The sequence below is a fragment of the Rhodococcus sp. USK10 genome (assembly GCF_019378875.1).
Classification (GTDB): domain Bacteria; phylum Actinomycetota; class Actinomycetes; order Mycobacteriales; family Mycobacteriaceae; genus Rhodococcus_F; species Rhodococcus_F pseudokoreensis.
On the sequence record NZ_CP076048.1, the window covers coordinates 6,453,609 to 6,474,057 of the forward strand.

The 20,449-nt window shown below is 67.0% G+C and carries 20 protein-coding genes; 10 read left to right on the forward strand and 10 right to left on the reverse strand.

All coding sequences use genetic code 11. The features are described 5' to 3' along the window. Positions 1 to 48: 48 nt before the first annotated feature. The 7 genes from I1A62_RS36655 to I1A62_RS36685 are packed head-to-tail and all read left to right on the forward strand — an operon-like array spanning position 49 to position 7,609. Positions 49 to 1,002 (forward strand): phosphotriesterase, encoded by a 954-nt coding sequence (locus I1A62_RS36655; protein ID WP_219457119.1) that lies wholly within the window; start codon positions 49 to 51, stop codon positions 1,000 to 1,002. 14 nt (positions 1,003 to 1,016) lie between these two features. Further along, a complete protein-coding gene (locus I1A62_RS36660) occupies positions 1,017 to 2,138 on the forward strand; it encodes an NAD(P)/FAD-dependent oxidoreductase (RefSeq protein WP_219457121.1) in 1,122 nt (373 codons plus the stop codon). 4 nt (positions 2,139 to 2,142) lie between these two features. Next, positions 2,143 to 3,069, forward strand: coding sequence for an alpha/beta hydrolase (locus I1A62_RS36665; RefSeq protein WP_219457123.1), 927 nt, complete (start codon positions 2,143 to 2,145; stop codon positions 3,067 to 3,069). Between the two features lies 1 nt (position 3,070). Next, positions 3,071 to 4,012, forward strand: coding sequence for an MBL fold metallo-hydrolase (locus I1A62_RS36670; RefSeq protein WP_219457124.1), 942 nt, complete (start codon positions 3,071 to 3,073; stop codon positions 4,010 to 4,012). Positions 4,013 to 4,035: 23 nt separating this feature from the next. Further along, complete coding sequence (locus I1A62_RS36675) at positions 4,036 to 5,769, forward strand: CocE/NonD family hydrolase (RefSeq protein ID WP_219457126.1); 1,734 nt, start codon at positions 4,036 to 4,038, stop codon at positions 5,767 to 5,769. Between the two features lie 58 nt (positions 5,770 to 5,827). Further along, complete coding sequence (locus I1A62_RS36680) at positions 5,828 to 6,193, forward strand: HNH endonuclease (protein ID WP_219457128.1); 366 nt, start codon at positions 5,828 to 5,830, stop codon at positions 6,191 to 6,193. A 45-nt stretch (positions 6,194 to 6,238) separates the two neighbouring features. Further along, positions 6,239 to 7,609, forward strand: coding sequence for an MFS transporter (locus I1A62_RS36685; RefSeq protein WP_219457130.1), 1,371 nt, complete (start codon positions 6,239 to 6,241; stop codon positions 7,607 to 7,609). Here the strand turns inward: I1A62_RS36685 and I1A62_RS36690 are convergent. From I1A62_RS36690 to I1A62_RS36705, 4 genes are read right to left on the reverse strand one after another with little or no spacing between them, the layout of a single operon-like run. Further along, complete coding sequence (locus I1A62_RS36690) at positions 7,545 to 8,660, reverse strand: Glu/Leu/Phe/Val dehydrogenase family protein (protein ID WP_257890624.1); 1,116 nt, start codon at positions 8,658 to 8,660, stop codon at positions 7,545 to 7,547. The genes I1A62_RS36685 and I1A62_RS36690 overlap by 65 nt on opposite strands. Further along, the gene (locus I1A62_RS36695; protein ID WP_219457132.1) at positions 8,657 to 9,811 is read right to left on the reverse strand and encodes a M20 family metallopeptidase; all 1,155 of its coding nucleotides are present in this window, start codon (positions 9,809 to 9,811) and stop codon (positions 8,657 to 8,659) included. Before I1A62_RS36695 ends, I1A62_RS36690 begins: the two co-directional genes overlap by 4 nt. After that, a complete protein-coding gene (locus I1A62_RS36700) occupies positions 9,808 to 11,241 on the reverse strand; it encodes an aldehyde dehydrogenase (RefSeq protein WP_219457133.1) in 1,434 nt (477 codons plus the stop codon). The genes I1A62_RS36695 and I1A62_RS36700 overlap by 4 nt, the downstream gene beginning before the upstream one ends. Positions 11,242 to 11,273: 32 nt before the next feature. Further along, positions 11,274 to 12,836 carry a GMC family oxidoreductase gene (locus I1A62_RS36705; RefSeq protein ID WP_219457136.1) on the reverse strand — a complete coding sequence of 521 codons (1,563 nt, stop codon included), beginning with the start codon at positions 12,834 to 12,836 and terminating at the stop codon, positions 11,274 to 11,276. 131 nt (positions 12,837 to 12,967) lie between these two features. Between I1A62_RS36705 and I1A62_RS36710 the strand changes: the two genes are divergently transcribed. Next, positions 12,968 to 13,441, forward strand: coding sequence for a GbsR/MarR family transcriptional regulator (locus tag I1A62_RS36710; protein ID WP_241032214.1), 474 nt, complete (start codon positions 12,968 to 12,970; stop codon positions 13,439 to 13,441). Positions 13,442 to 13,474: 33 nt separating this feature from the next. Here the strand turns inward: I1A62_RS36710 and I1A62_RS36715 are convergent, their stop codons facing one another. Continuing rightward, positions 13,475 to 14,398, reverse strand: coding sequence for a LysR family transcriptional regulator (locus tag I1A62_RS36715; protein ID WP_087555106.1), 924 nt, complete (start codon positions 14,396 to 14,398; stop codon positions 13,475 to 13,477). A 186-nt stretch (positions 14,399 to 14,584) separates the two neighbouring features. Between I1A62_RS36715 and I1A62_RS36720 the strand changes: the two genes are divergently transcribed. Next, positions 14,585 to 15,871, forward strand: coding sequence for a glutamate dehydrogenase (locus tag I1A62_RS36720; protein ID WP_219457137.1), 1,287 nt, complete (start codon positions 14,585 to 14,587; stop codon positions 15,869 to 15,871). Positions 15,872 to 15,884: 13 nt separating this feature from the next. Here the strand turns inward: I1A62_RS36720 and I1A62_RS36725 are convergent, their stop codons facing one another. After that, positions 15,885 to 16,547 carry a TetR/AcrR family transcriptional regulator gene (locus I1A62_RS36725; RefSeq protein WP_257890625.1) on the reverse strand — a complete coding sequence of 221 codons (663 nt, stop codon included), beginning with the start codon at positions 16,545 to 16,547 and terminating at the stop codon, positions 15,885 to 15,887. A 63-nt stretch (positions 16,548 to 16,610) separates the two neighbouring features. Between I1A62_RS36725 and I1A62_RS36730 the strand changes: the two genes are divergently transcribed. Further along, entirely contained in the window at positions 16,611 to 17,429 is an 819-nt protein-coding gene (locus tag I1A62_RS36730; protein WP_219457141.1) for an alpha/beta fold hydrolase, read from the forward strand. Positions 17,430 to 17,454: 25 nt separating this feature from the next. Here I1A62_RS36730 and I1A62_RS36735 read toward each other — a convergent pair whose 3' ends face one another. From I1A62_RS36735 to I1A62_RS36750, 4 genes are all read right to left on the reverse strand, one after another. Further along, positions 17,455 to 18,690 carry an RNA polymerase sigma factor gene (locus I1A62_RS36735; protein WP_219457142.1) on the reverse strand — a complete coding sequence of 412 codons (1,236 nt, stop codon included), beginning with the start codon at positions 18,688 to 18,690 and terminating at the stop codon, positions 17,455 to 17,457. Then, positions 18,687 to 19,010 carry a YciI family protein gene (locus tag I1A62_RS36740; RefSeq protein WP_124392458.1) on the reverse strand — a complete coding sequence of 108 codons (324 nt, stop codon included), beginning with the start codon at positions 19,008 to 19,010 and terminating at the stop codon, positions 18,687 to 18,689. The genes I1A62_RS36735 and I1A62_RS36740 overlap by 4 nt, the downstream gene beginning before the upstream one ends. A gap of 53 nt (positions 19,011 to 19,063) precedes the next feature. Beyond that, positions 19,064 to 19,684, reverse strand: coding sequence for a dihydrofolate reductase family protein (locus I1A62_RS36745; protein WP_219457144.1), 621 nt, complete (start codon positions 19,682 to 19,684; stop codon positions 19,064 to 19,066). A 159-nt stretch (positions 19,685 to 19,843) separates the two neighbouring features. After that, complete coding sequence (locus tag I1A62_RS36750; protein ID WP_219457146.1) at positions 19,844 to 20,419, reverse strand: ABATE domain-containing protein; 576 nt, start codon at positions 20,417 to 20,419, stop codon at positions 19,844 to 19,846. Positions 20,420 to 20,449 lie beyond the last annotated feature (30 nt).

The window sequence follows — 20,449 nt, forward strand, 5'->3', positions numbered from 1 at the left end:
CCGACCCCACATCATCGAAGATTCGTCATTCCCGAAGGGGAGCTGCCTGTGTCAAGAGTGAACACCGTCCTAGGGTCGATCCCGACCGAAGAGTTGGGCATCGTGGCCGTCCACGAGCACATCGGATACGGCATGCCCGGCTCCGAGCTGGACACGAGGTGGTGGAAGACCCCCGAGGAGCGGTACCAGGAGACCGTGCCGAAACTGCGCAAGTTCCACGAGTACGGCGGCGGAACCTTCGTCGACGTCACCGGAATCTGCAACGGCCGTGACATCGACTACTACAAATCGCTGTCCGCCAAGACGGGCGTCCACATCGTGGCCTGCACCGGCTTCGTCGGCGGCGACACCGCCCTACCGTTCTTCGAACGCGCGAGCGTCGACTACCTGACCAAGCAGTTCCTCCACGAGATCACCGTCGGCATCGGCACCACCGGCAGCCGCGCCGGAGTCATCAAGGTCGGCGTCAGCCGCGGCGGCAAGATGACCGACCTCGACAAGCGCATCTACCGGGCCGCGGCTCGCGCCGCGCTCGAGACCGGCGTACCGATCCTGACCCACCTCGCGATCGACGCCGAGAATGCTATCGCGATCTTCACCGACGAAGGACTCCCGCTGCACCGCGTGCTGTTCGGGCATGCCGACGACGGAGTCAACGCGTCGAAGACACGCGACCGGTGGATCGCCGAACAGGGCGGCCGCGTCGGCTTCGACACCTTCGGCTACGAAACCGAACTCGAGGACCCACCGTTCTGGGCCCGCCCGCGCAAGGAACGCCTCGACCACTTCCTCGGGTTCCTCGCCGCCGGTCACCTCGATCAGGCGCTCGCCGGCGTCGACGCCAACTGCAGCCCACTCGGTTGGCCCGGAGTCAAGGGTCACACCTGCAACTACCTGTTCGAGGACCTCATCCCGGATCTGCGCGAAGCAGGCCTGGACGAAGCGACCATCACCACGCTCTTCGTCGAGAACCCGGCCGACTTCCTGACCATCCAGAACTGACTAGGACGAGAATCATGCAATCTTCGGACCTGAAGAATCTGACCGTCGCCGTCATCGGCGCCGGGTACGCCGGCGCCGCATCCGCCAAGGCCCTCAGCCTGCTCGGCGCCGACGTCACCGTGTACGAGCAGGCCACCGAAATCCGTGAGGTCGGCGCCGGCATCGGCCTGCGCCCCTCCACCATGGACCGCTTCCGTCAGTGGGGCATCTTCGACGCGATTGCGAAGGTCAGCTCACCGAGCGACTACTTCGAGATCCTCACCGCCACGGGCGAACCGATCATGAAGGAATCCTGGCCGGGTATGGACGAGTACACCGTCGAAACCCACACTCACCTGATCCACCGCGGTGACTTCATCGAGGCCCTCGTGAGTGTCCTGCCCGACGGCATGGTCGAACTCGGCCACAAACTCGCCACCGTCGATGACCGCGGCGAGCGTTCCCTGCTCACCTTCACGAACGGCACGACCGCCGAAGCAGATCTGGTAGTCGGTGCCGACGGCATCAAATCCGTCGTGCGCCGACAACTCTTCGGCGACAACGAACCGGTGTTCTCCGGCGAGCGGGCCTACCGCGCCGTCATCGACATCGCCGACGCCCACGGCATGGTCGTCGACGACAACCTACGCATGTACATCGGCAAGGGCACCAAGGTGTATCTGCTGCCCCTGCGCCACCGCAGCCAGGTCTCCTTCGACATCACCGCCCTGTGCCCCGACAGCAATTGGGCGCCACAGGTATCCAGGGACGACATGCTCGCCACCGTCGACGGCTTCGACCCGAGGATCGTCGACATCACTCGCGACCTCGACATGAGCATCGTCAACACCCGCGGCGTGTACGACATCGACCCGGTCGACACGTGGCATTCCGATTCGGCGGTCCTCGTCGGCGACGCCGCCCACTCGATGCTGCACCACCAGGGTCAGGGTGCGAACTCGGCGATCCTCGACGCCGGCGCACTCGCCGACGCCCTGCGGGACGCCGACACCGTCGCCGGGGCGTTGGCGCTCTACCAGGCCACCCGCAAACCGGTCACCGACGAACTGCAGCGCATCTCCCGTCAGGGCTGGACCGAGGACGAGGTCGACGACGTCTTCCCGGGGCAGAAGCCCACCGCTCGGGCAGAGGCGTGACACCATGACCGTTCACCCCGAAATCGCCAAGGTCCTCGGCGCACTGCCGGCTCCGCCGGACTTGCTCGACCCGGCCGTCCTGCGCGCGATCGAAGAGTCACAGGTCGCTCCGATCGACGAGCGCCTGCCCCTCCACACCGTCGAGGACACGACTGCGCACACGCGCGTGGGTGAGGTGCCGATCCGCATCTACACCCCGGTCGAGGCCGACTCGTTCGGGTTGCTCGTCTACTTCCACGGCGGCGCATTCTTCCTCGGAAGCCTCGACACCCACGACCACATCGCCCGGAACCTGGCCGGCGAAACCGGACTGAAGGTCATCTCCGTCGGCTACCGGCGCGCACCCGAGGCGAAATTCCCGGCCGGACTGGACGACTGCGACGGGGTGGTCCGCTGGGTCGTGGAGCAGGGCGAGCGCCTCGGCTGGGACGGCGACACCCTTGCGATCGCGGGCGACAGCTCCGGCGGCACGTTCGTCGCGGCCGTCGCCGCAACGGCCCACGACGAGGGGTTCGACCGCATCACACATCAGGTGCTGTTCTATCCGTCCTTGGACCTGGACTTCGACGTCGACCGCTACGACTCGCTGCGGGAGAATGCCGAAGGCTACGGCGTGGAGACGGCCGGGCTGAGACCATTCAACGCATTCTATTTCGACAGCGGCGCCGACCCAGCCGACCCGCGCGTCTCGCCCATCAAACGCGACGACTTCACCGGTCTGCCGCCGGCCCTGATCGTCACCGCCGAGTTCGACCCGATGCGCGACGAGGGCGAGCTCTACGGCGCGCGTCTGAACGAGGCCGGGGTGAAGGCCACGGTCAGTCGCTACGCCGGCGCCAATCACGGCTTCGTCCAGAACTTCTCGTGGATCTCCGAGTTCCACCGGGCGTTCGAGGAGACGGCCGAGTTCCTGACGCGGCCGGGGGAGTGACGTGGCGAAGGACGGGACCATCCACCCGCTCGTTTCACCCTGGGGCCGGTTCGGGCTGTACAGCTTCTACATCGACGCTCCGGAGCCGGCGATCGTCGACACCGGCATCGCGACGTCGCCCACCGAGGGCATGGCGCCTGCCCTCGAGGCCCTCGGGCGCCGGATCGAGGACGTCCGATGGATCCTGTTGACCCACGGCCACATCGACCACATCGGCGGGGCGCACGCACTGTGGGAACTCACCGGAAGGCGTACCCAGGTCGTCATCCACGAGGCCGACGCGCACCTGCTGCGCTCACGGCAGGCGCACGTCGACGAGTACCTGTCGGTGCGCGGGCAGTACCTGCACGATCCCTACGGTGAGGCGAAACAGATCGCGGCGACGCAAGCGGTGATCTCCGGTGAGATGGAACCGACGATGCTGGTCCGCGGCGGCGAGACCCTGTCGCTCGGAGGAGGTGTCACCGTCTCGGTGCATTCCGTCCCCGGCCACACACCGGGATCGGTGGCCTACGTCGTGGACGGTCGGAACTCCGTGTTCGTCGGCGACGCCGTCCAGGTCCACGGAGCGGCCAACGGATTCCCCGGCTACGAGAATTCGGATGCCTACCGGTCGAGCCTGGAGTACCTGCGGGACGAGATCCGCCCGAACCACCTGTACCTCGGGCATCCCTACCGGCGGGCGGACGGGGTCGCCTACGGCGTCGAACTCGACCGGGGCCAGGCCGCCGAAGCGCTTCGCGAAAGCCTCGACATCGAAGGCGACGTCCGCGGCGCAGCCCATCGGTGCCTGTGCGGGGGCCTGCGGGACATCGACTCGCCGTATTCGCCGTTCACCCCGGTGGCTGCGGACCTCGGCTACGACGGCGACCCCACCCTCGAACCGTCCCCGTTCTTCACAACGCTGCACGGATACCGCACGCAGTACACCGAGACACCCTGACAGAGAGAAGGAGTCGCGCCCCCATGGCCGAGTTCCAGACATTCGACGCGGGTGGACAGACCATCCACATCCGCAAGGATCTCCGCGTCCCGATGCGAGACGGCATCGAGTTGGCGGCAGACACTTACCACGGCGTAGACGACAAACCACGACCGGCGCTGGTGGCCCTGAGCCCGTACGGCAAGGAGTTGCAGGCCCTCGCCCTCACCACACCGCCGCAGCGTCGCCCCAGTCCGATGTGGGACGGCTGCATCGAAGCCGGCGACATCGCCCGCGTCGTCGAAGAGGACTACGTCCACGTCATCGGCGATCTGCGCGGCTCCGGCGCCTCCGAGGGCGAGCACATCGGCAACTACAACGCCGGCGGCGTCTCCCTGGGCCAGGACGCGTACGACTTCATCGAGTGGGTCGCCGAACAGCCGTGGTGCGACGGCAACGTCGGCATGATCGGCATCTCCTACTTCGGGTCGATGCAGGTGCTCGCCGCCGCGGAGCGGCCACCACATCTGAAGGCGATCTTCGTCAGCGGCGGTCACTTCGACTTCTACGAAACCACCTATCACGGCGGCATCATGTGGTTCATGCCGCGTGCCGCCCGCGAGGGCCGCGGCGGCGACTCCGGCTGGGCCTTCACCGACAACGTCAAGTCCCGCATGCTCGCGACGTACTCCCCGGAGGAACTCGCGAAGCGCGTCGCCGCGCGCCTCGAGGATCCGGATGTGGCCGCCTGGCCGAACCTGGTCCACGTGCTGAACTACCCGAAGCACCACGAGGCCTGGTTCGACATCGTGATGAACGACCTGGACGGCGAGTGGTACGAGGAACGCAACCCCATCACACTGGCCCCGAACATCGACATCCCCGTCTACCTGCAGATCGATCAAGGTCGCGGCTGGACGATGGACGGCACGATCGAGCTGTTCGACGCCCTGCAGGGACCGAAGAAACTCGATATCGGCCCGTATCCACCCATGCAGTCGCGGCCGTTCGTCGAGGAACACGACAAGATGTTCCGCTGGTACGACTACTGGATCAAGGGCATCGACAACGGTGTGATGGACGAGCCGGCGGTCACCGTCCACGTCGAGGGCGCACGCGAATGGGTCACCGGTGACCAGTGGCCGCCGAAGGACGTGGAGTACCGGTCGCTGTACCTGCGACCGCGCGGCAAGCTGTCCACCGACCCCGAACCGATGGCCGCCCGGTACGCCGCCCCGGACGGCTTCTACCAGGCGCCGCTGACCGTCACCGACAAGGTCGAGATCCTGAAATGGGAGACAGCGCCGTTCGAGGAACCCACGGAGCTGATCGGCACGGGTGCCGCGCACCTCTTCGCGGAGATCGACCAGACTGACTCCAATTTCATTCTGCGCCTCTGGGATTACGCTCCGAACGGCAGCCGCCAGCTGATCACCTCCGGGTACCTCAAGGCCTCGCACCGCGAACTCGACGAGCGCACTACCGAAGGCAACCCGCACCACCCACACACCCGCGCGGTGCCGGTTGAGCCGGGGACGATCGAGGAGTACGTGCTGCGCCTCTACCCCTTCGCCGCGACGTTCCAGCCGGGGCATCGCGTGGTGGTGGAGCTGTCGAACACCGAGCCGCTGGCGGACGAACACAACGCGCTGCTGCCGCCCGATGCGTTCCATCTGCCGGTCGGCCGCCCCGTGATCCACAAGATCTACCGCGACGCCGCCCACCCGTCTCGCCTCGTGTTGCCGTTCACGACGCGCACGCCGGAGGAGAAGGTGTAGCAACAGCGGTGTCGGCGGAGCACTGGCGCTCGCCGAGTCATTCGGTCACGATCGACTGGTGGACCGCACCGCCAGACTCGCCCTCGCCGTCGACCGGCAGGGTGGGCGATGCCTGTGGTGTGGGCGGCTTTTCGGACCGTTGATTCCGCCGACCACCGATCATCTCGTGCCGCGGCTCAAAGGCGGGCCCAGCATCGTGGCCAATGAGGCCGCCGCGTGCCGGCGGTGCAACGCGGACCGTGGCCACACCGGTCCGGTCGACTGGCTCGCGCAGTGCCGGCGCCGCCATGGATGGGCTCCACAGGCAACCTTGCTCGCGACGCTGCTGAACGCGTTGGACATCGAACTCGGGAACGTGGGTGGTCATCGCCGTGCCAGGCGGTACCTGTCCAGCCAATTACGACGCTGCCGGAGCAGTCACTGATGTGACTCGCCCGAGTGTGGTCGGTGGATCCGTTATCGTCGACGGATGATCGATGACGCGACTCCGTCCGGTCCAACCCGCGCTCCGACGAGCACCCGGCGGGCGGTGCTCAACACGATGAAGGGTTCGGCAGGAAACCTCGTCGAGTGGTACGACGTGTACATCTACACGGTCTTCGCGACGTACTTCGAGGCGCAATTCTTCGACGAGAACGACTCCAACTCCACGGTGTACATCTATGCGATCTTCGCGGTCACCTTCGTCATGCGACCAGTGGGGTCCTGGTTCTTCGGCCGGTTCGCCGACCGTCGTGGCCGCAAGGCTGCCCTGATGCTCAGCATCACCATCATGTCTTCGTGTTCCTTCCTGGTGGCGGTCATGCCGACTCGCGAAACCATCGGGTATTGGGCGGCAGTCATTTTGGTTGTTGCCCGGCTTGTGCAGGGATTCGCCACGGGTGGCGAGTACGGCACCTCGGCGACGTACATGTCCGAAGCGGCGACCGCGAATCGGCGTGGCTTCCTGTCGTCGTTCCAGTACGTGACCCTCGTGGGCGGTCACGTCCTCGCGCAGTTCACGCTCCTGATCGCGCTCAGCGTTCTCGACGTCGACGCGTTGCACGATTGGGGATGGCGGATCGGCTTCTTCATCGGCGGCGTCGCCGCCCTGGTCGTGCTGTGGATTCGGCGTTCGATGGACGAGTCGCTCAGCGAGTCGCATCTGAAGGCCATCCGTGCCGGTGAGGACCGGACGGCGGGTTCGTTGAAGGCGTTGTTCACCCAACACTGGCGTCCGCTGCTGCTGGTGTTCCTCATTACCGCGGGTGGCACGGTCGCGTTCTACACCTACAGTGTCAACGCGCCGGCGATCGTCAAGTCCACCTTCGGCGACGATCGGGCGCTGACGGCAACGTGGATCAACCTGATCGGACTGATCTTGCTGTTGTTGCTGCAGCCGGTCGGCGGCATCATCAGCGACCACGTCGGGCGCAAGCCGCTGTTGATCTTCTTCGGTGTGGGTGGCGTCCTCTACACGTATGTCCTGCTCACCTACCTTCCGAAGACCACCTCGCCGCTGTCGGCGTTCGCGCTGGTCGCGGTCGGCTACATCATCCTCACCGGGTACACCTCGATCAACGCGATCGTGAAGGCGGAGCTGTTCCCCGCCGACATCCGTGCCCTGGGTGTGGGGCTGGGCTACGCGCTCGCGAACTCCGTCTTCGGCGGTACGGCGCCGCTCCTGTACCAGGCGTCCAAGTCGGCCGGCCACGTCACCTGGTTCATCGTCTACGTGACGGTCGTGATCGGGATCAGCCTGCTGGTCTACATCTTCGGGCTGAAGAACAAGGCGGTCACCGTGCTCGATCGCGAACAAGGGAGCGCGTGGGGCGTGCCCGCATCTTCGAGTCCACGCTGATCCCGGCTGTCTCGATCCGGTGACGAGCCAGGATTCGCGCCGCACGATCGGTGTCGATGCCCTCGCTCTCGGCGAGCGAGTAGACCTCGGCAAGCGTGTCTCCGATGCGTCGGGTGCGTGCTCCGACTGTCTCCTCGCTCCAGCCGAGGACTTCTCGGCCGACCAAGTGAAACGCGCCGCCGGCGTTGGCGACGAAGTCGGGCGCGTACAAGACACCGCGCTGGTGGAGGATCGTTCCCGCCTCGACGTCGGCAAGGACATTGTTCGCGGCGCCGACCACTGCGGACGCGGGCAGTTCACCGGCGACCGCGCTGTCGATTACCCCGCCCATCGCGCAGGGCGCGAAGATGTCGCACGGCGTGGACAGGACGGCATCGATCCCGACCACGGTGTGACCGGCTTGCCGCGCCCAGGCCACGCGCTCGGAGTCGGTATCGGAGACGAGGAGGCGCGCCCCGGCCTGCGACGCGAGGACGGCGAGTCCGCTGCCGACCGCGCCGAGGCCCTGAACAAGCACGGTGAGACCGTCGAGCGTCCCGAGTCCTCGGTGCACGGCAGTCGCCTTCATTGCCTCGAAGACGCCCGACGACGTGTTGAGTGCACTGGAACCGGCACCGCCCCGCGCGGTGGAGCGGCCGAAGACGAACTCGGTGGTGTCGTTGAGAATGTCCATGTCCGAGGAGTTGGTATTGACGTCGGGCCCTGTCCAGTAATTGCCCCCGAGTTTGTCGACGTTCTCGGCGTGCACGGTCAGGATTCGTTTCCATGTGCCCGGGTCGATCTCATTGCGTGGAGCCGGGAGAGCAATGACCGACTTGCCACCGCCCATCGGGAGGTTGCTGACGGCCATCTTCAACGTCATTGCACCCGCGAGTCTGCCGGCATCGTCGAGCGCCTCACCGAAGGAGGCGTACTGCGCCGCACGGGTGCCACCGGCGGCGGGTCCGAGTCGGGTCGAGTCCAGGCGGATGACGAAGGACGCCCCGGTTTCCCGGTCGTGCCGCGTCACCGTCAGTTCGCCGTCCCAGCACAATGTCTCGTCGAGTCTCATGGTGTCACGCCCTTCGAAGGCTGCTTCGCGAAATCCACTGCTGTCCAGGCCATTGCGATGGCCCCCTCGAGAACGGCTCTGTCGGCTGCCGGGCCGACGCAGGCGGCGGTGAATTCAGGCTGGTGGTTGACCGCGGGGTGACAGTCCAGGCCGAGCATGGGGTGAATGGTGGGCACGGCGTGAGAGACGTTACCCATGTCGGTCGCTGCACCCGACACTCCGTCCGGCAGATCGGGAAAGGTGCGACCGAGGGCTTCTGCATTCGCGCGGTACAGGGCAAGCAGCCTGGCGTTCGGCCGCAGGTCCGCGTAGTCGGGTCCGCTGGGAGTGATCGACAGTGCACATCCGGTGGCCAGCGCCCCGGCCTCGAAGCAGCGCTTCACGCGCGAAGTGAGCGTGGCGAGTTCCTCCGCGGTATCGGAACGGACGATCCAGCGTCCGGCCGCACTGTCAGGGATCACGTTGACGGCGGTGCCGGCATCGGTGACGATGCCCTGAATGCGGTCGGTTCCCCGAGTTTGTTGGCGCAGTTGACCTATCGCCACCTGCGCGATGAGCATCGCGTCGGCGGCATTGACCCCCAGTTCGGGATACGCCCCGGCATGGGCGGGCTTTCCCTTGTACGCAACGTCGAACTGGGAAATGGCGGTGCCGGGCATCGCCGCCATTTCGACGGCGGCGGGGTGGACCATCATCGCCGCGTGCAGACCGTCGAAGGCACCGCGTTCGAGCATGAGGATCTTCCCGCCGCCGCCCTCTTCGGCGGGGGTGCCGAGGAGGGTGACGGTCAACCCCAAGTCGTCGACGAATTCGGCCAGGCCCAGGGCGGCACCGACGCCCGCTGCGGCGATGATGTTGTGGCCGCATGCGTGCCCGATCTCGGGGAGGGCGTCGTACTCGGCGCAGATTCCGACATGCACCGGACCCGATCCGATGGTGGCGCGCACCGCCGTCGGTAGGTCGTAGCAGCCACGCTGCACCTCGAATCCCCCGCTGCGGAGTTCGTCGGCGACCCACTCGCTGGCTCGGTACTCGTCGAATCCCGATTCGGGGTTCGCGTGGATGCGGTGAGACAGCTTCAGGAGCGTCCGTTCGTACCGTCGAATTCTGTCCTCGACAGCAGCCTTCGCTCCGACGGCAGCCGGTGTCATGAGAGCGTGGACGCAGTTGCGGGGGCGGTGTGAATCGTTGCGGGCCGGGTCGCGGCGTCGTATGCAGCCCGGGCGCCGGTTGCGCCCATGCCGCTGTCGCCTGCGGGTTCGTAGAGCCTCTCCGGGCCACCGCCCTGCCACTGGTTGATCCAGGTCACCCCGGCAGGGATCCGGGCGGCTGCGGCGGCGTGGTCGGGGTTGTGCGTGTAGACGGTGGCCCCGAGCGCAAAGCGCGACGAACCGGCGCGCTCGAGCGCCTCCTCGAACGAGGAGACGACAACGATCGGGGCGATCGGGCCGAACGTTTCCTCGGTCATCACCAGCATGGAGTCGTCGACGTCTGTGAGCACCGTGGCCGGGTAGAAGAACCCCTTCCGCTGCGGGATCGCGCCGCCGGTGTGGACTCGCGCGCCACGCTCGACGGCATCGGTGACGTGCCCGTGGACGATGTCGCGTTGGCGTGCATCGACCAACGGCCCCAGCACGGTGTCGGCGTCGTGGCCGTCGCCGAGGGTGTAGGTGGACGCAATGTGGACCAGGGCGTCGACGAATGCCTCGGCGATGTCCTGGTGGACGTAGATGCGTTCCATGGATGTGCAGATCTGTCCGGTGTTGACGAACGCGCCGAAGGCGACCGCGGCGGCGGTTGCGACAGGATCGACCCCGGAGTCGACGATGACCGGGTCCTTGCCGCCGAGTTCGAGGATCGATCGGCACAGTCGCCCACCGGTTCCGGCGCCGATCCGGCGTCCGGCCTCGACGGAACCCGTGAAGTGGACCAGCCGGATCTGTCCGTGCTCGACGAGCGGTGCCCCGGCCCGGGCGTCGCCGAGGACGAGGTTGACCACGCCGGGAGGCAACGTCGACAACTCGAACAGCCGGGCGGTGGACAGTGGTGACCGTTCGGACGGCTTGACCACGACGGTGTTGCCCGAGGCGAGCAGCGGCCCGAGCGCACCCAGCACCATCGGCACGGGGAAGTTCCACGGGGTGATGACGGCGGTGGCGCCGAGTGGGTGACGCAGGATCGTCGTTCCGCTGCCGTCTGCGCCGGGGAGGGTTTCGACGAACGGATAGGTCAGGGCCTCTTCGGCCGCGGCGCGAAACCCGTGGACACCACCTTCGATGAAGGTTCTGCCGAGGGCGACCGGCTTCCCCATTTCCCGACATTCGAGCTCCGCCAGTTCCTCCGCGTGGTCGGCGATCTCCGCGGCCCACCGGGTCAGATATTCCACACGTTCGGCGACCGGCAACTCCGCCCACCCGGGCTGCGCCTCGACTGCCGCATCGACGGCGCGGTCGACGTCGTCGGCCGATCCTCCGGGGTAGCGTGCGATCACGTCTTCGGTGGCGGGGTTCACCAGATCGTGGAGCGACACGCTGTGGGAGTCCACCCATTTTCCACCGATCAAGTTCTGCAAGGTCTTCATGTGAAAGGTACTGCCTTCCCTGCGATTAGGAGTTAGCGGATGCGGTCGGCCATGAGCTCGCCGACCATGATCGCCGTCAGGTTGGTGTTTGCTCGCGGGACGGACGGGAAAATCGAGGCGTCGACCACCCGCAGCCCGTCGGTTCCGAGGACGCGGCAGGACGGGTCGACCACGGTGTCCGTGCTTCCGGTTGCACCCATCCGGCACGTACTGGTGGCGTGCTGAACATCGCTCACGGTCGCGAGCAGGTAGTCGTCGAGTTCGCTGTCACTGTCGAGCACCGAGAACAGGGCCCTGTTCTCGGTCACGAGCGGGCCGTGCGTGATAGCGGCGACCGCCGGGTCACGGGCGAGTTCGACCAGGTCGCGAATCCCGTCGCGCAAACGGACCAGATCCCGCTCGTCGGAGAGCATCCGGGTGTGAATCTGGGGTTGATCCGCCGGGTCGGCCGACGTCAACGTCAACACACCGCGGGAATACGCCTGGTTCACCCAGACACCGAACGCGCCTGCCAGCGCTCGCATATCGGGATTGGCCATGGCAACGACATTCTGATTCTGCGACACGAACATCATGTCGCCGGTGGGAGCGCCGGGCTCGCTCGTGTAGCGGACGCAGACGTTGGTGTGTCGGTCGTCCGGGCTTTGGATCCCTGCCTCGTCGATCAGAGGAATCGACACCACCGCCATCGGATGGTCCTGCAGGCCTCGCCCGACCGGAAGATCTTGGCGCACCTCGATTCCCAGCGAGCGCAGATGTCCGGACGGACCGATTCCGGAGCGCATGAGAATCGCCGGGGAGTGGACCGCGCCGGCGCTGAGCACCACGTCGTCGGCGTGCTCGGTCACCACCGCGCCGTCGACGATGATCCGGACGCCGATCGCGCGGCTTCCGGAGAAGAGCACCTGGTCGACCAGGGCGTTACCACGGATCGTCAGGGTCGAGGATTCGCGGGCGGCCTCGAGGTAGGCATCATTGACGGACACTCGGTGCCCGGATCGTGAGTTGATCGGATACGGCGAGACTCCGATCGCGTGGGGTGCATTGACGTCCGCGGCCCACGCATGACCGGCGGCGAGGGCGGCCGCGCTCAGTGCGGTATCGACAGATCCCCAGTTCTCCTGTGGCGTACGGAAAATAGGAGTCGGACCGCCCCGGCCGTGATAGGCCTCGTCGCCGTAGTTCTCGTCGTCCTCGAGTTTGACGAAGTACGGGAGAACGTCCTCGGGGCCCCAGCCCGCGCAACCCCAGCCGACCCAATCGTCGAAGTCCTCCATCGGGGGTCGAATCGCGATCTGTCCGTTGATCGACGAGCTGCCGCCGACCCCTCTACCTCGCCAGTAGGGTGCAGGCGCCTGCTTCTCGGTCCGCGCCGCGTCGAGCCCCGGCCAGACCAGATCTGCGGTTGCCGTCGGGTCGAGCAGTGCCCTGATCGGGTTGGGTGACCGCCACGCCTCGTGCATGTTCGCCGAGCGGTAGTCCGGTCCTGCCTCCAGGAGCAGAACCCGCTTGCCTTTCTCGGCGGATCGGACCGCGAGCGCGGCCCCCGCCGAACCTGCACCCACCACGATGACGTCCCAGCCTGTTTCGGTCACAGCAAACCTCCGTAACGAGTTGCGCGAATGAGGTCTCCGGAAGCGCCCGGGTCCTGCCGAGTAGGATTCCGTAGAAGGAGAGTTCAGTCAAGAGTGAATGTTCATTCTAAATTGATCGAATGGAGGTGGCGGTGTCCGACAGCGACAAGAGGGCTTCCCTCATCGAGGACTTCGGTGTGCATATCGGCGGTGCGATGGGCTGGCCTCCCATGGCGGGTCGAGCCGCGGGAGTGCTGATCCTCAGCGAAGCGCCGATGACCATGGCGCAACTGCAGGATGCGCTCGATGCGAGCAAAGGATCGGTGTCGGAGACGACCCGGTTGCTCATGACCACCGGCACCGTCGAACGATTCAAGGAGCCGGGAAGTCGCCAGTTCGTCTACCGTTGGCGCGACGACGCCTGGATCGGGTGCTTGCAGCACCAGCTCGAGCAGACCACCGAACTGCTGGCGCTGGCGGAGAGTGCCCGAACCCGGGGACAGGACCTCCCGCCCGAACAGCGCGCCCGCTTCCACGCGATGCACGAGTACTACAGCTTCATGGTCAGCCGACTCGAGTCGCTCCTCGAGGAGTACACGGCCGCGTTCGAGGCTGCGCAACCCTGACCTGGCGGGCAGGCGTCGACGGGGCGTTCTCGGCTACGGGTACGGCGACCCCGCGGCGAGCCCCTGCGCAGCCGCCGCGGCACGCACGGCGTCGATCACCAGTTGCAGCGGCTGCCGGTGCGCTTCCGTCCCCCGATGGGCGATGGAGATCGTCCGCATGACCGGTTCGGTGAGCGCGACGACGTCCATGCCGGGCGGGCGCAGTGTCAGTCCGAGATCGGAGACGAGGGTGACGCCCAGACCCGCGGACACCATCGCGAGTGCCGTCGCCTGCTCGCCGACCTCGTGGTTGATCTTCGGTTCGAATCCGCAACGCTGACAGGCTGAGCGCACCGCGCGGCCGAAATGCGAAGTGGGTCCGGCGAGGATCCAGGGATGCTCGGCGAGGTCCGCCAGCGCCATGGTTCTGGCGGACACGGTTCCCGGAGGCAGCGCTGCGTGCAGTCGCTCCACCGCGATCACCACGCGGGTCAACTCCGGATCCCACGGCATCGGATAGTCGGAGTAGTTGATCACGAACGAGAAGTCCAGCGAGCCGTCCCGCACTGCGACTGCGGTGTCCTCCGGCGCGAGTTCCTTCGTCCGCACCTCGATGCCGGGATGTTCGGCGGCCAGCAACGACAGCGCACTCGGCAGCAGGCCCGACGCGACGGACGCCCACACGCCGACGGTCAATCGGGCGGTGACGCCCTCCTGCGTCTGTTCGAGGGCGGAGGTCGCGCGGTCCACCGACCGCATGATCTCCTCGGCGTGCTCGGCGAGGAGCAGGCCGATCTCGGTGAGCTGTACCCGTCGACCACGCCGCTCGAATAGCTTTGCGCCTACGTCACGTTCGAGCTGGGTGAGCTGTTGGGATACCGCGGACGTGGTGTAGTGCAGGGCCTGCGCGGCGGCTGTCACGGTGCCTCGGCGATGCAACTCCCGAAGCATCCGCAACCGGCGCAGAGACAGCTCCATGCCCCCACCCTATGCATCCGGTCCGAACCGTCAATCGGACCACGCGGTGCGCTGTGTAGAAAGCGTGAACGCAATCATTCAAGATTCTTAACTGGACGCCTGGTTACCGGGGCGCGCACTCTGACGTCATCGGCTGAATGGTCGAAAACGGCGAAGTTTTTCCGAGGGCGATTGGGGTAACTCGAGGTGACGACGACGACGGAATCCGAGTTCGGGCGCATTCCCGAGCACCGTGAGTACGACCACTGTGAGAACACAGCGACGCAGCGTCGGATCGACGTGGCGACCGCGCACAGCGGTGAGCCCCTGCTACGTATGACGTGGAACGATCCGGTCACCGGTGCTCGGGGCTACCTCGTCGTGCACACGTTGGTGTCCGGCCTGGCCACCGGGGGCACGCGCATGCGGGCAGGCTGCACGATGTCGGAGGTGGAGGACCTGGCCACCGGCATGGCCGCCAAGACCGCGGTTTTCGACCTGCCCGTCGGCGGTGCGAAAGGCGGCATCGACTTCGACCCGAAGGACCCCCGCGCCGTCGGTGTGCTGGAGCGGTTCTGTCAGGCGATGCGCCCGTGGCTGGACGCGCACTGGGTGACGGCGGAGGATCTGGGGGTGCCGCAGCATCTGATCGACGACGTCTTCGCGCGGCTGGGCCTTCAGCAGTCCTACCATGCGGCGATCAGGCGGGCGGAAGATCCGCAGAGGACTCTGCGCCGGGTGCACGCCGCGTTGAACGCCCCGGTGCCCGGTGGTTTTCTGCTGGGCGACGTGATCGGCGGCTACGGAGTCGCGCAGGCCTGCATCGGTACGGTCAATGCCTGTGGATGGGTTCCGGCCGACACCACGGTGGCAATCCAGGGCATCGGCACCATGGGGGGCGGCGCGGCCTGGTACCTGCACGAGGCCGGAATGCGCGTGGTTGCCGTCGCCGACGCCGTCGGCACGCTGTACTGTCCCGACGGCCTGGATGTTCCCGCGCTGCTCGACCTGCGGAACGGCTACGGCGAGATCGACCGCTCCCGCGTCCCCTCGGATGTTCAGCGGTTGCCGCGCGCGGCTGTGATCGCCACTGCGGCAGACATCCTCGTCCCGGCCGCGATCTCCTATGCGATCACGACGGACAACGTCGACCACGTCGCCGCGAAGGTCGTGATCGAGGCGGCAAATGCCGCGACGACCCCGCAGGCCGAGGCGGTGCTCACCGGCCGGGGCATTCCGGTGGTCCCGGACTTCGTCGCCAATGCCGGAGCAGTCGCCTGGGCCTGGTGGGTACTGCTCGGTCACGTCGGCGCCGACCCGGAGGACTCGTTCCAGCGGTTGCGGACCGAAATGCTGGCCAAGATCGCGTTGCTGCTCGGGCAATGGATGCTGGACGGCGTGACGCCGCGGCACACCGCGTTGGACCTCGTCGCGGCCAACCGCCGCACACCGGCACCGGGCGATCCTCTGGCAGCGCCGCTCACCATTCCGTAAACGGACTCCGTTCTCAGGACAGCAGACCGCGTAGGAGGCTGTGCAAGGCATCCTCGAAGAGGTCCCGATCCGTGGGCGCAGGAGTCGCGTCCGCGGAGATCGCCCTGGCCACGTGTGGGTACGCATGGCTGTCGATCGGGGGAAGTGCGGGCTGTGAAGCGAGCTCGCTGCGAGCGAACAGCGTCGTGACTCCCGTTGCCATCGCGATCGCTTCGAATTTTGCCCGACCGGAGGCCGTGACCGGTTCGAGTACCTGCAGGCAGTGGTCCAGCCACGCCAGGGCTTCGGGGCCGAAGGCGGGCGATTGCTGGGTGACGTCGACGAGCCAGGAGTGACGCCGATACAGCTGCAACTGTCGGCGGGACATCTCGACCATGGCGTCCAGCCATTGATCATGGCCAGCTGGGTACGGGCGGAGTTCGCGCATGACGTGATCGGTCATGAGCGCGAGTAGTTCGTCCCGTGACGCCACGTACCGGTACAGCGACGCTGCACCGGTGCCCAGCGCCGCGGCCACGGCCCGCATGGACAGGCCGGCCAAGCCTTCTCGATCCGTGAGTGTTATTGCGGCGGCAGCGATGTCGTCTCGACTGTGCGCGGGGACCGGGCCTCGTCGGCGCGGTGCCGCTTTGGCAGAGGCTCTGTGTTCGTGGGGTCGATGTGGGTCGTCGCTCACCTCACAATCCTAAACTGCGAACACTGTTTGCTATTGTTGTGCGTGCACTCAGGGAGGCATGCGATGCGAGAGCGGGTTGAACGAGCGGGCGACGTCGTCCTGCACACAGTTGGTGACGGCCCCGCTCTGGTGGTCGTTCACGGCGGCGGGGTGACGATCGATTCCTATCGCCGACTGGCGCGCAAACTGTCGGACAGGTTCACCGTGCATCTCTACAACCGACGCGGGCGCGGAGATGCGCCACCCCGTTCGGAGCCCTACGACGTTCAGCAGGACGTCGACGACCTGCGGACGGTGCTCGAAAACACCGGCGCAACTGACGTTATCGGCCACAGCAGCGGTGGGTTCATAGCCCTGACGGCTGCCCTGCAACTGCCCATCGCGCGTCTCGCTCTCTACGACGCAGCAGTGTCCGTGAACGGTCTCTTCCCCGCGCAGTGGCTGGAAGGCGCCAGAGCAGCGGCCCGGGACGGCGACGTTGCACGCGCGATGGCGATCACCGGGGCCGGCATCAACACCCAGTCGCGGGCGAGCACCCTGCCACTGGGTGTGCAGATCGCCATGAGCCGACTGTTGATGCGCACTCCCGTCGGGCGCACCATGGGTGCCTTGTTGCCCATGACGTTGGACGAGTCGCAGGCAATCGCACGCGCCGACGGTCCGGCGAGTCGCTGGGCGGGGGTGACTGCGGAGGTTCTGTTGGTGAGGGGCGCGGACGGACCGCCCTACTACGAACAACTGAGCGATGCCCTTGCTGCCGCACTGCCCCACGGCCGTGTGGCAGCGGTCCGCGGGGGCCATGACGGCATCAACCGCGCCTCGGCCCAGCTGATCCGGACGTTCGCGGACTTCTTCGGACCTACGGCGCACGGTCAACGCTGAACACGCGCGCGTCGTGTCGAGAGCGCTACCGCAGTTGGTCGCGGCGGTGTGTGAGGTAGGCGGTCTCGGCGGTGTTGCCCGCCAGGTCGATTGCTTTGTCGTAGGCGGCGCGCGACTGCTGACTGCGGCCCAGTCGGCGGAGCAGGTCGGCGCGGGTGGCGTGGTAGGCGTGATAGCCGGACAACGTGGGTTCGAGACGGTCGACGGTTGCCAGTGCCACCTCGGGGCCGTCGAGTTCGGCGACCGCGACGGCCCGGTTGAGGGCGATGATCGGCGAGGGGTCGATGCGGACGAGTTGGTCGTAGAGGGCGAGGATCTGCGACCAGTCGGTGTCGCGCATGTCGCGGGCGGAGGTGTGGACGGCGTTGATCGCGGCGAGGATCTGGTAGCGACCCGGCGCGATCCCGGCGGCGGCAGCGGCGAGGCGCTCGCGGACCAGTCGATGGCCCTCGGCGATCAGTGCCGCGTCCCAGGACCCACGGTCCTGCTCGTCGAGGGCGACCAGTTCGCCGCCGGCCGAAACCCGGGCGGTGCGGCGGGATTCGGTGAGCAGCATCAGCGCCAGCAGCCCGGCCACCTCCCCATCGTCGGGGAGCAGGTCCCGGATCAGGCGGGTGAGCCGGATGGCCTCGGCGGTGAGGTCGTGACGTACCGGATCGGTGTCGGGGCCGGTGGCCAGGTAGCCCTCGTTGAACACGAGGAACAGGACGGCGAGGACGCCGGACACCCGTGCGGGGAGATCGTCGGCGGACGGCACTCGATAGGGGATACGTGCCGCCTTGATCTTGTCCTTCGCGCGGGTGATCCGCCGCCCCATGGCACTCTCGGTGACCAGGAACGCGCGGGCGATTTCGGGCACGGTCAGACCGCCGACCATCCGTAGCGTCAGTGCCGCGCGGGTTTCCATCGCCAGCGCCGGGTGACAGCAGGTGAAGATCAGCCGTAGCCGGTCGTCGTCGATGGCGCCGAGGGGCTCGGGCGGGTCGTCGTCGTGCACCATCCGAGCCTCCCTGTGTTTGTCGTCGCGCTTGTTCTCGCGCCGGATCCGGTCGATGGCCTTGTGGTTGGCGGTGGTGGTGAGCCAGGCGCCGGGGTTGGGGGGTATGCCGTCGGCCGGCCACCGCTCCACGGCGGTCGCGAACGCCTCGGCGGCCGAATCTTCGGCGATGCCGAGGTCGCCGAACCGTCGGGTCAGGGCGGCGACGACCCGGGCCCACTCGTCGTGGTGGGCCCGGGTGATCGCCTCGCGGACCTCGCTCACTGGAATGGCCGCACCTCGATCTTGCGGTCGCAGATCCTCGACGCCTCGGTGGCGAGTTCGAGCGCGACATCCAGGTCGGGGGCCTCCCACACCCAGACGCCGGCAAGGTACTCCTTCGACTCCACGAACGGCCCGTCGCTGAACACCGGTTGCTCGCCCCGGTTGTCGATGACCGTGGCCGTGGTGGTGTCTGCGAGTCCGCCCGCGAAAACCCAGTAGCCGTCGGCGATCAGTCGTTCGTTGAACGCGCTGATGTCGGGCTGCCGGTCGGTGCTGCCGGGATTGCTCTTGTCATCGATCACGGAAACCAGATACTGCATCTTGAAGATCCTCTCCTGTGGCTTCGGACTGTGGGGTGTATCGGTTGGAGATTTCACGCTGGTGCGTACTGCGGGCGCCCGGCCGGCCGGTAGACCTGAATCGTCACGCCCTTCGAGTCGACTCGCGACTCGATCAGGTCGAGCGCAAGGTCCGGTCCGGCGCCGGGGAACAACCGAGCGCCCTGGCCGAGGACCACGGGGACGACGATCAGGGTCATCTCGTCGACCAGATCGTTCTGCAGCAACCACCGGGTCAGGGCGCCGCTGCCGTGTACCTGCAGCTCACCTCCCGGTGTGGCCTCCAGGTCCGCGATGGCGGTGGCGAGGTCGTCGGACAGGACGGTGGTGCCCGACCATTCGGGATCGGCGAGCGTGGTCGATGCCACGTACTTGGGCTGTGTGTTCAGTGCCCGCAGGACGGGCTCCCAGCCGGGGACGTCCTGCTCCGTCAAGGACCCCCAGGAGCCGGCGAACAGCTCGTAGGTCCGGCGGCCGAGCAGGAACGCGTCGGCGCGTTGGTAGGTCTGGTTGATGAACGCATGGGTGTCGTTGTCGCCCTTGCCCCGGGCCCATCCGCCGCGGTCGAATCCGTTTCTGCGGTCCTCGGCCGACGCGCCGCCGTTTCCCTGTATCACTCCGTCGAGGGTTACCTGGGTGATGGTGGTGAGCTTCATGGTCGCGGTTCCTTTGCCTCGGCGCCGCCCCTCGTGGGCGGCCTCACCCCTTCTACGAACGCCACCGCCCCGATCGGACACCGCCTCCCAAGTTTCTTCGAAGAACTTTTCCGTTCCTCTGCCACGCGGTGCGGCCGGGCCGCTCAGACCAGGTGGCGATCACCCCGCTGATCTGGGGTTTTTGCGCTGGTTGGCAGTGAAGCGCGCCTTCTTCTGACGATTCCCGCACGTGTTCATGTCACACCATTTGCGGGTGCGACTCTGGCTGGTGTCGAAGAAGGCGGCCTGGCAGGTCGGCGATGCGCACAGCGCCAATTTTCCGTCTCGTTCGCCTGCGATGATGCTGATCGCGTCGGCGGCGATCACGCCGAGGGCATCTTCCACGCGGGAAGCCGAGCTGAGCCGCCATTGACGCTTGCCCTCGGGCGTCAGGATCGCCGCCGCCCGACCCCGAGCGCTGCGGTCGTTGATGACGTGGACAGCAGACGCGGGGAGGGCGTCCCCGATCGCGGCCGCTGTCGCGGTGGCGTGAATCGACTCCCGTAGTTCCCGGGCGAGGTCGAGCTGGGCAGTGGTGCAGGAGTCGACCGCGAGGCCGTTCACTGCCAGCCAGTCGACGAGTCGCTGCGGCGTGGGAATGCGCTCCACAGCGTCGCCGCGACGCTCCGTCAGAGTCGCCGTGAAGCTGGTCGCCAGCACGCTACCGAGGCGGAAGTCGGGGAACTCGGCACGCATGGAACCACCTTAGCTGGTTGCATGCCGGCA